Annotated in this window: 13 protein-coding genes; 11 read left to right on the top strand and 2 right to left on the bottom strand. The window is 35.4% G+C overall.

The features are described 5' to 3' along the window. Positions 1-90 precede the first annotated feature (90 nt). The 6 genes from IV57_RS03245 to IV57_RS03220 all read left to right on the top strand — a co-directional run bounded on the left by IV57_RS03245 (position 91) and on the right by IV57_RS03220 (position 7192). Positions 91-864 (top strand): MurR/RpiR family transcriptional regulator, encoded by a 774-nt coding sequence (locus IV57_RS03245; protein ID WP_057880063.1) that lies wholly within the window; start codon positions 91-93, stop codon positions 862-864. A 139-nt stretch (positions 865-1003) separates the two neighbouring features. Further along, the gene (celB, locus tag IV57_RS03240; protein ID WP_057880062.1) at positions 1004-2311 is read left to right on the top strand and encodes a PTS cellobiose transporter subunit IIC; all 1308 of its coding nucleotides are present in this window, start codon (positions 1004-1006) and stop codon (positions 2309-2311) included. A gap of 28 nt (positions 2312-2339) precedes the next feature. After that, positions 2340-3425: a DUF871 domain-containing protein gene (locus IV57_RS03235; RefSeq protein WP_057880061.1), complete on the top strand. Its 1086-nt coding sequence runs from the start codon at positions 2340-2342 to the stop codon at positions 3423-3425. Between the two features lie 52 nt (positions 3426-3477). Then, a complete protein-coding gene (locus IV57_RS03230) occupies positions 3478-4641 on the top strand; it encodes a GNAT family N-acetyltransferase (RefSeq protein ID WP_057880060.1) in 1164 nt (387 codons plus the stop codon). 166 nt (positions 4642-4807) lie between these two features. After that, complete coding sequence (locus IV57_RS03225; RefSeq protein ID WP_057880059.1) at positions 4808-5935, top strand: GGDEF domain-containing protein; 1128 nt, start codon at positions 4808-4810, stop codon at positions 5933-5935. 132 nt (positions 5936-6067) lie between these two features. After that, the gene (locus IV57_RS03220; RefSeq protein ID WP_057880058.1) at positions 6068-7192 is read left to right on the top strand and encodes a GGDEF domain-containing protein; all 1125 of its coding nucleotides are present in this window, start codon (positions 6068-6070) and stop codon (positions 7190-7192) included. Positions 7193-7233: 41 nt separating this feature from the next. On the opposite strand, the gene IV57_RS03215 is transcribed toward IV57_RS03220, so the two are convergent. After that, positions 7234-8586: a uracil-xanthine permease family protein gene (locus tag IV57_RS03215; protein ID WP_057880057.1), complete on the bottom strand. Its 1353-nt coding sequence runs from the start codon at positions 8584-8586 to the stop codon at positions 7234-7236. After that, positions 8576-9913, bottom strand: coding sequence for a guanine deaminase (gene guaD / locus IV57_RS03210; protein ID WP_057880056.1), 1338 nt, complete (start codon positions 9911-9913; stop codon positions 8576-8578). Before guaD ends, IV57_RS03215 begins: the two co-directional genes overlap by 11 nt. Before the next feature lie 388 nt (positions 9914-10301). Between guaD and IV57_RS03205 the strand changes: the two genes are divergently transcribed. The 5 genes from IV57_RS03205 to lacG all read left to right on the top strand — a co-directional run bounded on the left by IV57_RS03205 (position 10302) and on the right by lacG (position 16323). Continuing rightward, on the top strand, positions 10302-11591 hold the full coding sequence (locus IV57_RS03205) for a PTS sugar transporter subunit IIC (protein ID WP_057880055.1): 1290 nt from the start codon (positions 10302-10304) through the stop codon (positions 11589-11591). 342 nt (positions 11592-11933) lie between these two features. After that, positions 11934-12794 (top strand): PRD domain-containing protein, encoded by an 861-nt coding sequence (locus tag IV57_RS03200; RefSeq protein WP_057880054.1) that lies wholly within the window; start codon positions 11934-11936, stop codon positions 12792-12794. A gap of 6 nt (positions 12795-12800) precedes the next feature. Continuing rightward, positions 12801-13151, top strand: a complete 351-nt coding sequence (locus tag IV57_RS03195; protein ID WP_057880053.1) for a PTS lactose/cellobiose transporter subunit IIA — start codon at positions 12801-12803, stop codon at positions 13149-13151. Positions 13152-13173: 22 nt separating this feature from the next. After that, complete coding sequence (locus IV57_RS03190; protein WP_057880052.1) at positions 13174-14889, top strand: lactose-specific PTS transporter subunit EIIC; 1716 nt, start codon at positions 13174-13176, stop codon at positions 14887-14889. Between the two features lie 12 nt (positions 14890-14901). After that, positions 14902-16323, top strand: coding sequence for a 6-phospho-beta-galactosidase (gene lacG / locus IV57_RS03185; RefSeq protein ID WP_057880051.1), 1422 nt, complete (start codon positions 14902-14904; stop codon positions 16321-16323). The last annotated feature ends 77 nt before the right edge of the window (positions 16324-16400 follow it).

The raw sequence follows: 16400 nt of genomic DNA, 5'->3' as shown, positions 1-16400 counted from the left end.
TTTGTTTTATAGATTATGTAATTTGTTACATATATGATAAAATTATATTCGCTAAAAATGATATAGACCAATTATAGGGGAGGTAAAAATATGTTTCCATATCAAAAGGTACATGAACTCAATCGTTTGGAGCTGATTGTTTATAAATACATCATCGGTCACACTAAAGAAGTTCAAAATATGACTATTCGTGAAATGGCTGACGCTGCTCATGTCTCGACAACGACTATCTTGAGATTCTTAAAGAAAATGGATTACAGTGGTTTTTCGGAATTTAAATTTGCCTTAAAACAGAGCTTAAAACAGCCAGTAAAGGCCCAACAAGATCCTAGTATGGAACCAATCAAGAACTTCTTTCAATTGGTAGCCGACGAGGAACCGTTTGACAATAAGATCAATCAGGCTGCCGATATGATCAATGCTGCCGATCTAGTATTGTTCTTTGGAGTGGGTAACAGCGGTAGAATCGCTCAATATGGGGCTAGTATGTTGTCTAGCTATGGTATCTATTCACTACCAATTATTGATCCCTTTCAACCAGAACCATTTTCAGACCGTGATTTCTCAAAGACCTTATTGATTCTGGTCTCAATCTCAGGTGAAACTGATCAGGTGTTGGAACAAGCTCGTTATTATAAGAAGAATGGGGCCGAGACGATTGCTTTGACGGCTAATTCATATTCTGTTTTAAATCAGGTAACAGATTTCTCGATTTCTTATGATACGCCGCAAAACCGTAAGGGCCATATCAATGTTACGACCCAAGTGCCGATCGTGTATACCTTAGAACAGATTTCGAATTGTGCTTATCATAAGATGGTAGACCAAATTGATAATCGTTTTACGGAACATGTTACAGATTAGTAACATGTTTTTTAGATAATAACTTATTATTTTGCTTATAAAAGTACACATATCCTAATGAAAAGGGTTACAATAGTTCTTGTAAGCGGATAACAGTGTTTCTGCTGAGTAACAAATTATATTTGAGGGGGTTTCGCATATGGCTGAAAAGAATTCTAGCGGTTTTATCCAAGATAAGATTATTCCTCTTGCTGGTAAACTTGCTTCTTCTCGTCATTTGATTGCATTGCGTGATGGTATGACATTAGCTGTTCCAATGATCATCATTGGTTCATTGTTCATGATTATCGCACAATTTCCTATTCAAGCTTATCTAGACTTTATGGCTAGTATCTTTGGTAAGAACTGGGCAACTGTTTTACAATATCCAACTAACGCATCATTCCACATCATGGGATTGATTGCTGTTATCGGTATTTCTTATAACTTGGCTAAGAGTTATAAGGTTGATCCAATTTCTGCTTCAATTGTTTCATTAGGTGCTTTTATCCTTACTATTCCATTGAAGACAGATAAAGCTGGCGCTTTGTGGCTACCATTGACACAACTTGATTCAGCTGGTTTATTTACAGCTATTATTGTTGGTTTATTCATTACTGACTTTTATGTCTGGATGGTTCACAAGAACTGGACAATCAAAATGCCTGATACAGTACCACCTGCAGTAAGTAACTCATTTGCTGCTTTGTTCCCAGGTTTCATTGTTTTAGCTCTTGTTTGGGTAATTCGTATCGGTGTTGAAGCAACACCTATGCAAAGTATTCCAAATATCATTTCATTCTTCTTGGCAACACCACTTGGTCACTTGAGTAACACATTGCCTGGTGCTCTAGTTGCTGAATTCCTTGTTTCATTCCTATGGTTATTCGGTATTCACGGTGCTAACGTCGTTTCTGGTGTTATGATGCCTATCTGGTTAACAGCCTTGAACCAAAACCACGCAGCTTTTGCCGCTGGTAAGGCTCTACCAAACATCGTTACAACATCATTCTTTGATAACTTCGTCCACATGGGTGGATCTGGTGCCACAATCGGTTTGGCTATGTTGTTAGCCTTTGCCGCTAAGAGTAAGGAATTAAAGACATTAGGTAAACTTGTTGCTGGACCTGCACTATTTAACATCAACGAACCTATCGTCTTCGGTCTACCTATTGTTATGAACTATAAGATGGCCATTCCATTTATCTTGACACCTCTTATTAACGTAACAACTACATATACATCAATGGCCCTTGGCTGGGTTGCTAGACCAATGGGTGTTTACATCCCTTGGACAACTCCACCAATCCTATCAGGATTTATCGCTACTGGTCATATCTCAGGTTCTGTACTACAAATTATCAATATCGTACTTGATACTTTGATGTACTTCTACTTCTTCAAGTCAATGGATAAAGAGAAGTTAGCTGAAGAACTTGAATTGAATACTACAAAAACTGCTAAATAAAAATTAATAATTTTTCGGAGGTCATGTTTTGAGAAGACTTGGACTATCACTATATCCAGAGCATTCAACTTTGGATGAAGATAAAAAGTATCTTGATACTGCCAGTAAATTGGGTTATTCACGGATCTTTGCATCCCTACTTGAGTTGGGTGATGATAAGGATAAAACCATTAATCGTTTTAAAGAAACGATTGCCTATGGAAATAAGCTTGGTTTTGTTACGATTGTTGATATGAATCCTAGTTTGTTCGCTGCTCTTGATATTAGTTATGATGATTTATCATTCTTCCATGATCTTGGAGCCGCTGGAGTCAGACTTGATGAAGGTTTCTCTGGGATGGAAGAAGCTAAGATGACTCGTAATCCTTATGGATTAAAGATTGAGATCAATATGAGCTCAGGTACACACTACTTAGACAATATTATTTCTTATCATCCTGATACGAACAATCTACTTGGTTGTCATAACTTTTATCCTCAAAGATATACTGGATTAGGTGAGGACTTCTTCATTAAATGGTCGACTTTCTTCAGGAATCGTAATATTCATTCAGCTGCCTTTGTCAGCTCACACAATGCAACATTTGGTCCTTGGCCTGTTCAAGATGGTCTACCAACTCTAGAGGATGATCGTGATCTACCAATCGCTACACAAGTGAAGCATTTACTATTAAGTGGTGTGATCGATGATGTAATTATTGGTAATGCCTTCGCATCTGATGAAGAGTTGCAAGAAGCCGCTGAAGCATTCTATGCTTCATATCCAGCCTTGAAGGTTGATTTCTCTTCGAACATTACTGACCTTGAAAAAGAAGTTATTTTAAAATCCACTCATATCTATCGTGGTGATGCATCTGATTACTTGCTACGTAGTACGATGACACGTGTTGATTACAAGGATGGAAACTTCCCAGCACATGACACGGTGGACATCAAACGTGGTGATATCATCATTGTCAATGAGACCTATGGTCAATACAAAGGTGAAACTCAAATTGCACTCCGTGATATTAAGAATGATGGTCGTCGTAATGTTGTGGGACACTTGAATTCTAATGAGGCTTTCTTGTTAAGTTACATCAAACCTTGGAGTAGTTTTAAATTAACTGAATAATAAAAGAAATACTATTCTCAATTGAATAGTATTTTTTTATAGGGAGGAAAATATGAATAAATATTTAATCAGCAAAGATAAGTTTAATGAATTTTATGATCTTTATTTATATTCATTTAATCGTGATGATTCCCAACATCGAAAAGATGTTTTTAAAGAACGTTTTGATCATTCATTAGTCTATGGAATTATGAATGGTCAAAAATTAGGTAGCGGTTTGTTCAGTATTCCGTTTGATATTAATTTTCATGGTGTTGGATTTAAGATGAACGGAATTGGGGATGTTATGAGTGCCCCAGAATTTGGCGGTCGTGGCGGAGCCAGCTCTCTAATGAAGGCTGCCTTGACTGATATGTATCAAAACAACGTTACTTTGTCATACTTAGCACCGTTCTCATTTGGATATTACCGTCAATTTGGTTATGAACAAGTATTTGATCATACAAAGATCACGATGGAAAATACCCAATTGCCACGTGTAAAGAATAGTGATCAAGGACATGTTGAACGTTTTGCTATAAAAGATCTTCCGGAAGCTGTTAAGACGATGTATTTTGAAAACAATCATCGTGGCGGGGTGGTCCGCGCTACTTGGTGGTGGGATCATATGTTAGACAAACACCAGGATTACCAAATAGCCTTAGCTTATGATGATAACGATGTATTGATTGGTTATTTGATTTATTATGATGAAAATGAAACTTTTAATATTCATGAATGGTTCAATCTGAATCCTTTGAGTAGGAAGTTATTATTAAAATTTGTAACTAAGCATCAATCGATCTTTCAACGCTTTAGTTATGAATCACCAGATCCAGACTTTAAGGCGGACCTGCTAATTGATCCTTATTCAGCAAAATTAGAGGTTACACCTTATATGATGGCTCGAATCGTTAACTTAGAAGATTTCCTCAAACGTTATCCAATTAAGAAGATGAATTTAGCTAAAATTTATTTCAAAGTAGATGATACCTTGGAATGGAATAATCATACTTGGGAACTCTCAATTAATGATGGAATTGTTGATTTGAAGATTGCTGATGACAAAAAAGATGATTTTGAAGTAAGCATCCAATCCCTAACCAAAGCAATGTTTGGTTATCGTAGTTTAAATTCATTGGCTAAATATGGATTTATTCAAGGTGATTTAGGCAAGATAAAAGCTTTAGATGAAGTTTTTGTCCACGAGAAACCACAATTAATTGATTACTTCTAATATCTTGTCGAAGACATTCAGTAATATGCTGAATGTCTTTTTTATATAAAATGGTATATAAAAAGATTAAATAAATTAATTAATATTGATGAAATATGTCATTTTTTATTGTAGGATAAACATATGCTTTTATAAAAATCAATTTAACTAAGGAGGCCAATACCTTTTGACATGGTATGTTTGGCACGTGTCACCATTTATTACTAGTATCTTTTTTATTTTAGGTGTCTTTACCCTATATCAAGTTTTATATGATTGGATCAAGTCGCTCTTACATATTAAAAAGATCAATTTGAGTGATAATGTTTTTAATTCCTGGTTTGGCGTTCTTTATATGTTGGTCTTTATCTTTAGTATGCAGGCATCATTGGTAGGTAGGTCGATATCCTGGGAGTTTATGAACTTTCAAATCATTGCTTTAGTTTTCTGTGCTTACTTTTTAAATATACGTTTACCGTATTATTTCTTTGTGCCAATTGTTTTGGTTTATATGGTATTTAATGATTCGATCGGTTATTGGCAATCGTGGTGTCATGCTTTTAGTTTGATGTCAGCTTATTGGACGATGAACTATCTTCGTCGACATGAAACGAATAATCATCCGTTTATCAACTATATTTTGGCTGGAACCTTTTTTGGATCTTTAATGTGGTTTTTTGTAAAACTCAAGTTTTCCCTAACTTGGAGTACCTTTTTTCAGGAATGGTTTTATTTAATTATTTTCGAAATTTTACTCTACAGTTATGTCACAATGATTTTACGTGATAGTGAAATAAAGCTACATTTGTTGGATTTTGCCAATCATGATGCTTTGACCAAAATTGAAAATTATGCGGCTTATACCTCAGAAATGAAATATTTGTTTTCAGCTAGTACTCATAACCGCTTAAATATGTCGATGATGATGTTTGATATCGATCATTTTAAACAGGTGAATGATACTTATGGACATCTGGCAGGAGATAAAGTTTTGCAACAAGTGGCCGAAGTAGTTCAGACTATTATTGCGGCAAATGATCCAAAAGTGAAATTTTATCGTACTGGAGGAGAAGAGTTTAATGTCTTGTTTCCCGGCTATGACTTGAAGTCGACTGAATTGATTGTCAATGAAATATTCTCGGCAATAAATCACTTGGATATAGTTATTGGAGATAAACATATTAAAATTTCCATTTCAATGGGTGTATCTCAGATTTCGAAAAAAGATGAAGTTCCCAATGATCTTTATAAGCGAGTAGATAATAATTTGTATCATTCGAAGGAAAACGGTCGGATGCAAATTACAGTAAATTAAAAATTCCCATTATTCCTCAAATAGTAGGAATAATGGGAATTTCTTTGAATTCAGCTGATAATGATTGAATATTATAGTATCCTTATAGGCGATTGTTTTAAATAAATATATTTATGGAGGCACAATATTTAATTGACATGGAATGTTTGGCAATTATCGCCGTTTATTACTAGTATCTTTTTTATCTTAGGTATCTTTACGTTGTATGAGGTTTTGTATGACGCTTTAAAAACTATCTTACAGGCAAAAAATATTAATGTTGACGTTGATTTAGTTAATTCTTGGTTCGGTGTCATTTATATGCTTATTTTTGTTTTCGGCATGCAATCGACGGTTGCCGGGACTTCAATTTCTTGGCAATTTATGAACTTTCAATTAATGGCTGTAATATTTTGTGCTTATTTTTTGAATATAAGAGTGCCATATTATTATTTCATCCCAGTTTTAATTTTATACATGATTTTTGACAGTTCGCTGGGTTACTGGGAGTCATGGGCACATGGGGCTGTTTTGATGTTGTTCTATATCTCATTGAATTACTTGCGTCGACATCAAAAGAGTCATCCTTTTGTTTATTATATTTTAACTGGCATTGTTTTTGGATCGGTATTGTGGTTATTTATGAAAATTAAGTTTAATTTTGCGATGTCGACTTATTTAGAAGAATGGTCTTATCTGATTATTTTTCAAATATTATTATATAGTTATGTCACAATGATTCTGCGGGATAGTGAATTGAAACTACGTTTGTTAGAATTTGCCAATCATGATGCCCTGACTAAAACGGAAAACTATGCGGCCTATGTTTCAGAAATTAAATATATGTTTGATGAGAGCCAAAAAAATAAATTATTGTTGTCGATGATGATGTTTGATATCGATCATTTTAAAGAAATAAATGATACATATGGTCATTTAGCTGGTGATAAGATTTTGCAACAGGTGGCAGATATTGTTCAGACAGTGATTGATGCCAACAATCCCAAAATTAAATTTTATCGTACCGGAGGAGAGGAATTTAATATTCTATTCCCAGGTTATGATTTGGAGGCCACTGAAAGAATTGCTCAAGAGATATTTATGGCTGTTAATCATTCCAAAATGGATATTGGTGATAAAAAGATAATCATTTCAATTTCAGTGGGAGTGTCAGTTATATCGGAACAGGATAATGAACCTAACGATTTTTATGGTCGTGTGGACGACAATCTATATAGTTCCAAGAAAAATGGTCGAATGCAAATTACATCTAAATAAAATACCCCACATTCGCATTTCGAATTGTAGGGTATTTATTATTAAGCAGCTTTTATTTTTCTAACTTCTGGTTTACTTTTTGGCATTACTAGATTCAGAATAATCGCGGCGATGGCAGCAACTGCAATTGGAGAACCAAGTAAGTATTGAAGAATTTGTGGAGCATCTTTAGTAACACTAGCAGGTAAGAGAACCAAGGCTAGGGTTAGGACGATAGGAATACCAATAATATACAGGTCACGATCAGTTGTCTCAAGACCACGGATAACATTTAAACCGTTGAGCATGATTGTAACAGTAATAATAGCAAAGACTCCACCGATAACAGGTGCAGGAATAGCAGCCAAGAAAGCAGATAATTTACTGAAAAATCCTAGAACTGAGAACCAAATTCCGGCAAATAAGAAGACCCGTTTACTAGCCACTCCAGTGATGGAAATAACTCCGGCATTAGTTGAATAACCAGTTACTGGTGTTGTTCCAAGTAAGGCAGCGACCATACAACTCAAACCTTCACCGATAATACCGCGATTCCATTGTTTAGCTGTGATTTCATGGTTAGTAACGGCACCCATAGCGAACCAAGTACCAGTGGTTTCTGTAGTTATAACCGCGTAGATGATAATAAAGGTAATAATTGCTGAAGGGCTGAAATTGATACCCCAGTGTAAAATAGTTCGTTGTGGGAAACCAAACCAGGCAGCATCTGCAACTTCTTTCCAATTGAAGAGCCCCATCATGGTTGAAACAATGGTTCCAACACCTAAAGCTAAAATAATTGAACTAGTTCTGAAAAATCTGCGAACAGAAGGAAATTTTAAACTGATCCCGACGGAAACTAACAGGGTTAAAGCGGTAATTGAGGCTAAAATAATATTGTTGTCAATTTTACCAGGAGCATTGAAAATATTACTATTTAAGGCGGTCGGAATCAGTGACAAGCCAACGCAAGTAATAATCGTCCCACCGACGAGAGCAGGTACTAAGCGGTTGATGATCTTTTGGAAAATACCGGTCGCACCAAGAATAATTAGAATAATAGAACCAATCAATAAAGCGCCAATTAAGGTTCCCATACCACTGCCCTTAATACCACCTGAGGCTAGAACAACCCCAGCAGCAGCACCAAGTGGAACAAAGGAAGGACCTTGAGAAACGGGCATCTTCATAAAAACAAAGGTTTGAAGGATCGTACCGATACCTGCGGCCAAGAAGGTTGATTGTAATAACCCCATTTGATCGCCTAAATCCATTGCCATCATACTTGCTAAGATGATCGGTGGAACATAGATATCCATTGCTAAGACATGTTGTAAGCCTAAAAATCCGGCTTCACCCATGCCGATTTTATCGTCAGGACCAACTAATAAACTACTCTTATTCTTATTTTCCATTATTTTCTCCTAAGTTGTTATGTACTAATTTTCCTGATACATAAACTTGCTTGATATTTTCTTTGTTTGTGTGATAAACAAGTCTTTCAAATATTTCTTGTGGTTCATTTGAAGAGACAGCGAAGTATTGATCTTGAACAATTTGCAAATCGGCTTTAAAACCCACTTTGATTTGTCCTGAGTTAATATGAAGTGCATCAGCGCCACCAATTGTTGCTAGATAAAAAGCATTTGCCGCCGATAGACGAGCCTGTTTTTGTCCAGAATCCTGTAACATTTGGGATGACATGATAGCTTGTTGCATATTTCGATAAATACTAAGAGAAAATCCTCCGGAGATGTCGGTACCAAGCCCGACGTTGATATTCTTAGTAATGACTTCATTGACACGCATAACCGAATTTCCAAAATAAGCGTTAGAAATGGGACAATGTGCCAAAGAAGTTTGTCTTTGTTCAAAAAGAGTTAAATCAGTATCACTTAACTGTGTACCGTGAGCCATAACCGCTTTGTCAGTTAATAGTCCATACTTATCAAGAACCTGTGCGTCACGTAATTTGAAATGGTCAATAGCATACTGATCTTCCCAAAGGCTCTCACTGCAGTGTGATTGAATCGGCAAATCATATTGCTGAGCTAATTGACCTAATCCGCGTAGAGTTTCCTCAGTACAACTGGGGACAAAGCGTGGAGTAATGACTGGTGTAATATCCGCTCCAGTCTGCTGATGTAAGTCCAACATCTGTTGAATGAATACTTCAGTTTCACTCAAAGCAACTTCAGACGAAGCATCACGATAATAATCTGGGGTTTGTTCCGGATTATCCATGACAACTTTACCTATGAAAGCACGTTGACCTAGGTAGCCGCAGATTTTAGCTAAAATTAGATTAGCATCAGTATGGATTGAACCAAAATAAAGTCCAGTCGTTGTTCCGTTAGCTAATAGTTCGGCTACTAAGTTTTGATATACTTTTTCAGCAAATTCCAAATTTTTAAATTTAGATTCTAGTGGGAAAGTATAGGTATTGAGCCATTCATTCAAGGGTTTATCCAAAGCTAACCCTGCCTGTGGCCATTGCGGTGCGTGAATATGTAAATCAGTGAATCCTGGTAATAGATAACAATCCTTGGGAATCTTACGAAGAATATTGCTATCTATTGCAGCTTGTTTGACTGACTGATAATCATTATCAGTAGCGGATATAACGCGGTCAATTGTACCTGACTGGTCTACACATGTAAGAACTTCTGGTGTGAAATCCGCCTTGTCAAACGTTGCTGAAGAAATAATTGCTCCCTCAAAAACGATTTGATAGGTGATAATCTAACACTTCCTTAAATTTGATTATTTACAGAGTAACATGAATAATTATGTAAATAAATAGTAAATAGTTCGTATTTTGCTGTAACTAATAATAATTAGGTCAAAAAAGATGCTACTTTATTATTTATTTAACATAAATATATTTCTGTATCCGATATCATTAGTTGATGTAAAAACATTTGGTAAAATCGACTTTTAAATAAAATGATTAATAAAATCCGTAAAATATTTTTGGGATTTTTAATGGTTTAAAAACAGATTTTATGTATACAAGAAGTTCCGTAAATATTCACTTATAAAAATATTGCTTGAGTGTTGGTAAATCCTTGCTTATACTCTTTTTATGGGGATTTTACAGTGAGTAGTTTTATTAGGGGAGCGTATTTTTGTGCAAAAAAAAATTGAAGAAGTTTTAACTCCCATTGCGGATCGATTGGCGAATAATGTCGTTTTACGATCGTTACGTGATGGTTTTTTAATTATTACACCATTGATTATTATTATTTCTATTTTTTTATTAATTGGTAATTTTCCAATTCCCGGTTGGACGAACTTTTGGATCAGTGTTTTTGGACATAAGTGGATTGAATGGTTCAGTGCAGTTTCTAGTTCAGTTTTTAGTTTCATGGGTTTATTATCATGTTTCGGTATTTCTTATGCCTATGGAAAAAATCGAGGATTGGTAGCGATACATGCTACTGCAGTAGCCATAGTGGCCTTTTTAATTTTAACGCCAACGACTATGAATGTCGGTCATGAGACGATTGGTGCTGTTAGAACGATTTATCTGGGACCAAACGGGATATTTTTAGGATTGTTTACTGCTTTGATCAGTGTGGAATTATTTCACTTTGCTACGAAACAGAATTGGACCATTAAGATGCCTAAGGGTGTTCCGGAAATGGTCAGCGAATCATTTGATGTTTTATTACCAAGTGGTTTTGTGATTCTGATTTTCTTTTTAATTAGAGTGATTTTTAGTTTGACTAGTGTAGGGACCGCTTATAATTTTATTTATACAATGTTACAGACACCATTGAAAAATGTTGGGAATTCTCTAGGATCGGTGTTGTTATATATTTTTCTTGCTTCGATCCTATGGTGTTTTGGAATCAATGGTCCAGCGGTTGTCAATAGTGTCTGGTCGCCAATATTATTTGTCTTAACACAGGATAATCTAAAAGCATTTCAAAATGGTCAGGTGTTGCCACATATATATACAGAACAATTTATTGAGGACTTTTCGACTTATGGTGGCGGTGGTAGTATTTTGTCACTGTTAATAGTCATGTTATTTGTTTGTAAATCGCGTCGAATCAAAGAACTTGGTAAAATTACGATCATTCCCAGTATCTTTGGAATTGGGGAACCATTGATATATGGCTTGCCGGTAGTTCTGAATCCAATTATTGCGATTCCGTTTGTGATCACACCAGTAGTTAATGTTTTGATTTCAGGGATGGCTTTTACGACCCATTTGGTGCCATATACTAACGGCGTGACATTACCTTGGACTACACCACCATTAATCTCCGGTTGGTTAACAACGGGAAGTTGGCGGGGATCGGCCTTACAGCTGGTTGAGATTGTTTTGGGAATTTTTATTTATTATCCCTTTGCCAAAATATTAGATCGACAATTTTTAAAAGATGAATTAGATAAAAATATTACTGAGTAATTTTTAAAATAGGCCTAGATAATCAAATATTTGATTATCTAGGCCTATTTTTTCGAAAAGCTTATGTGACTAAAATAACACTTAAAGTCCTATCGAAACGGGATTTATAAAAAATTTTTGATTGAAAAATATGGAATTCAAAAAATAATTCAATGAAAACGTTTACAAATACTGATATGTGTTTTATACTGATCCGTGTTGAAAGATAAATATATTTCAGTGAATTGTTACTATTAAATTAGGCGAGATCACTTAACGTATTTCTTCAATAATAGTCCTCAAAGACTACTATTGGAAAAACGTTAGTGGTCTCTTTTTTGTTGCCAGAAAGGGGGTAATGAAATGGTAGAGATAGCCCAAGTCTTTAACAATAACAGTGCGTTAGTCGACCTAGGAGATAAACGTCAAGCAATTGTGAAGGGCAAAGGAATCACTTTTAAAAAGACGAAGGGTGCACAGATTGACAGTGGGAAGATTGAAAATATATTTTATTTAAATACAAAATCTTCAAGAGAAAATTTATATTTTTTGATCAAGGATATTCCAATTGATGTAGTGACAACTACTTATGAAATTATTGATTACGCTAAAAAAGAATTTAATTACAGTATTTTGGATTATGTCTATATTACGTTAAGTGATCATATATTTGGAGCCTACAAAAGGGTGTTAGCACATACTTATCAGGCAAGTTTAGTCCCCGATATGCATGATCAATATCCTACGGAATATTTAATTGCCAGACATGCCTTGAATGTTATCAATCAGAATCTACGGGTTGATTTTCCGGAGTCGGAAATTAAAAGTATTGCTCTACATTTCATCAATGCTAAAGGTGAAGAGTCAAAGACTAGTGATTTGAAAAAGGATATGACTAAAGAAGTCAATGATATTGTAACTTCAATTCTAAATAAAAATCAGATCTACCGAATTGAAAGCAATGGTAATTATTTTGACAGATTCATGATTCACTTGCAGTATTTAGCCGGTCGTTTAGATAATGACGATGATAACGAAAAGGATTTCAGTAATAGGTTGGAATCAGAAATGAAAGTGGAATATCCACAATCATCGAGTATCGCTCGAGAAATTTATGAAAAACTTCAAATGAGATTTGATACTAAACTTAATAGTAATGAACTTTTATATTTCATAATTCATATTCAACGTTTAACAAAAGAAAAAATTACAAATAAGAGGTAAATAATTATGGCAGTTACTAAAGAAGATATTTCAATGACAGGTTTTGCAATTGTTGCTTATTCAGGGGATGCCAGATCAGCTCTGATGAAGGCATTAGAGAATGCTCGTGAAGGAAAAATTGACGAGGCAAAAAAATTAGTTGAAGAGGCTAATCAATCAATCGTTGATGCCCACAACGAACAAACTAAGTTGTTAGCGAATGAAGCTGGTGGAATGGATATGGACGTTACCTTTATCATGGTTCATGGTCAGGATACATTGATGACAACCATGATGTTAATGGATCAATGCAAGTTCTTTATTGATGAATATGATCGAATCAACAAGATCGAAGCCAAATTAGATATGAACAATTAAGTTATAGAAGGGGGTTTTAGAGATGGATGTTGTTACTAGTAAAATCGAAAAAATGAAACCAGGATTTGAAAAGATTGCCTCCAATGCTTATGTTTCTGCCATTCGTGATGGATTCATTGCCGCAATGCCAATCATTCTATTTTCATCATTATTCATCCTAGTTGCTTATGTTCCAAATGCATGGGGATATCATTGGCCTACGAATATTGAAAATAATATTATGATTGCTTATAACTACTCAATGGGTCTTTTAGCATTGTTTGTTACAGCAACCACGGCCAAAAACTTGACTGATACTAAAAATTTAGATTTACCAAAAACGAATCAAATGAATGCTGTTTCTGTAATTTTAGCAGCTGAAATTGCTTTTATCATTAGTGCAATTGTTCAAAACAAGGGTGGTGCTGATCTAACATACCTAGGTACTCAAGGATTGGTTGCTTCATACATTGTTGGTTTGATTGTTCCCAATATTTATTATGTATGTATTAAGAACAACGTCACAATCAAAATGCCCCCACAAGTACCACAGAATATTTCACAGACTTTTAAAGATGTTATTCCAATGTTCTTATCAGTAACTGTTTTCTGGGCATTTTCATTATTATTGGCTACTTTTACTGGTAAAAATCTTGCTCAATTAATCATTGCATTATTAGCACCAATTTTTTCTGCCAGTGATTCTTATCTGGGATTAGCCATTATTGCTGGAGCCATGGGATTCTTCTGGTTCGTCGGTGTCCAAGGTCCCTCAATTGTTGCACCAGCCGTAGCTGCTATTGAGGTTACCAATACAACAGCTAACTTGAAATTGATTCAAGGTGGTCAACAAGCTACACATGTTTTGGCTCAAAATGCTCAAGATTATGTTATGAACATGGGTGGTACTGGTTCAACCTTCGTTTTAGTATTCTTATTCCTGTTTTTAGCTAGATCGAAGCAATTAAAGGCTTTGGGGAAGGCTTCATTTATCCCTGTAAGTTTCTCAGTTAATGAACCAATTTTGTTTGGTGCTCCGATTATTATGAATCCAATCTTCTTTATTCCATTCGTTATAACACCAATGGTTAATATCTGCCTATTCAAATTCTTCATTTCAGTTTTAGGTATGAACGGTATGATGTATACCATGCCATGGGTAATACCAGCTCCAATTGGTATTTTAGTAAGTACTGGTTTTGCTCCATTGGCCTTTGTCTTTGTGGCTTTGAGTTTGTTATTAGATGTCTTTATCTGGCTCCCATTCATGAGGGTCTATGACTCACAACTTCTTGATGAAGAAAATAAAAGAGCTGCCACAGAAGGTTTAGCAACTGAAGCAGTCGGAGAAGTTGACGTAACTGATGATGCAGTTGTAGCTACAGCTACTGAAGAACCAGAGACTACTGTTACAGATACAAAAGACTCAAGTAGTACGGGATTTGATAAAGAAACCGCTGTTATGGTCATTTGTGCCGGTGGTGGGACTAGTGGTATTCTCGCCAATGCATTGAACAAGACAGCTAAAGAACGTAATTTACCACTATCAGCGGCGGCTCGTGCTTATGGTCAAGATATGAATATGATTCAAGATATGGATCTTGTTATCCTGGCTCCACAAATGGAAAGTATGAAAGGTAATGTTCAAAAAATTACCGATAAGTATGGTGTTAAATTAGCTACTACATCTGGTAGGGAATATATTGAATTGACCAGAAATCCAGAGAAATCATTGCAATTTGTTAAAGCTCATATTTAGGAGGTTTTATTAATGCTTAAATTACCAAAAGATTTTCTAATGGGTGGCGCCAGCGCTGCTTATCAAGTTGAAGGTGCTACTAAGGAAGACGGCAAAGGAAAAGTTCTATGGGATGATTATCTGGAAAAACAGGGACGTTTTAGTCCTGATCCTGCCGCCGATTTTTATCACCGTTATGATGAAGATTTAGCATTGTCAGAAAAATATGGAGTTCAAGCTATTAGAGTTTCCATCGCCTGGTCAAGAATTTTTCCTGAAGGAACAGGTGCAGTTGAACCCAGAGGAGTGGCTTACTATCATAAATTATTTGCTGCCTGTGCCAAACACCATATTGTTCCTTTTGTAACATTACATCATTTTGATACACCATTAAAAATGCATGAGATTGGTGATTGGCTAAGTCCAATCATGTTAGATGCTTTTGTTAAATATTCAGAATATTGTTTTAAAGAATTTCCAGAAATAAAATATTGGATCACCATCAATGAACCCACATCAATGGCAATCCAACAACACGTCAGTGGAACCTTCCCACCCGGTGAAAAGGGACGTTTTGATAATGCTTTTCAAGCAGAACATAATCAAATGGTTGCACACGCTAGAATCGTCAATGCCTATAAAAAAATGAATTTAGGTGGAGAGATTGGGATTGTTCATGCTTTGCAAACCGTTTATCCCTATAGCGATAGTCCAGCTGATAAACACGCTGCTGATTTACAAGATGCTTTTGAAAATCGTCTTTATCTAGATGGAACTTTAGCTGGTGAATATCGTCCAGAAACTTTAGATTTAGTTAAAGAAATTTTAATAGCTAATAATCAACCAATGTTTAAATCAACGCCTGAAGAAATGACTGAGCTTAGTCAGGCAGCTCATCAGTTAGATTTTGTTGGAGTGAATAATTACTTTAGTAAATGGCTACGAGCTTACGATGGTGCATCTGAGACAATTCATAATGGTACAGGAGCCAAAGGTAGCTCAGTTTCTAGATTACATGGAATTGGAGAAGAAAAACGTCCTGATGGGATTGAAACAACTGATTGGGATTGGTCCATTTATCCTAAAGGGATGCATGATATTTTAATGCGAATTCACGATGAATATCCTTTAGTACCAGCAATCTATATTACTGAGAACGGTATTGGATTAAAAGAAAGCTTACCTGAGAATGCTAATTCAAAGACAATTATTGATGATCCGAAGCGAATCGATTATTTGAAAAAGTATTTTAAAGCGATTGCTGAAGCTATCAATGATGGTGCAAATGTCAAAGGATACTTTATGTGGTCACTTCAGGATCAATTCTCATGGACAAACGGATATAGTAAACGTTATGGTTTGTTCTTCGTCGATTTTCCTACGCAAAAACGTTATGTTAAAAAGAGTGCCTTCTGGTTTAAAAAGCTTAGTGAAACACATGAGATTCCTGACTGATCAAAATTAAATCAAAGAGCTTTGAGATAATTCAATAATCTCAAAGCTCTTTTTTTGAAAAAATATTACAATAGAGA

It is taken from the genome of Companilactobacillus kimchiensis (assembly GCF_001438805.1).
Taxonomy (GTDB): Bacteria; Bacillota; Bacilli; order Lactobacillales; family Lactobacillaceae; genus Companilactobacillus; species Companilactobacillus kimchiensis.
This window is presented reverse-complemented; position numbering and strand designations above follow the sequence as displayed.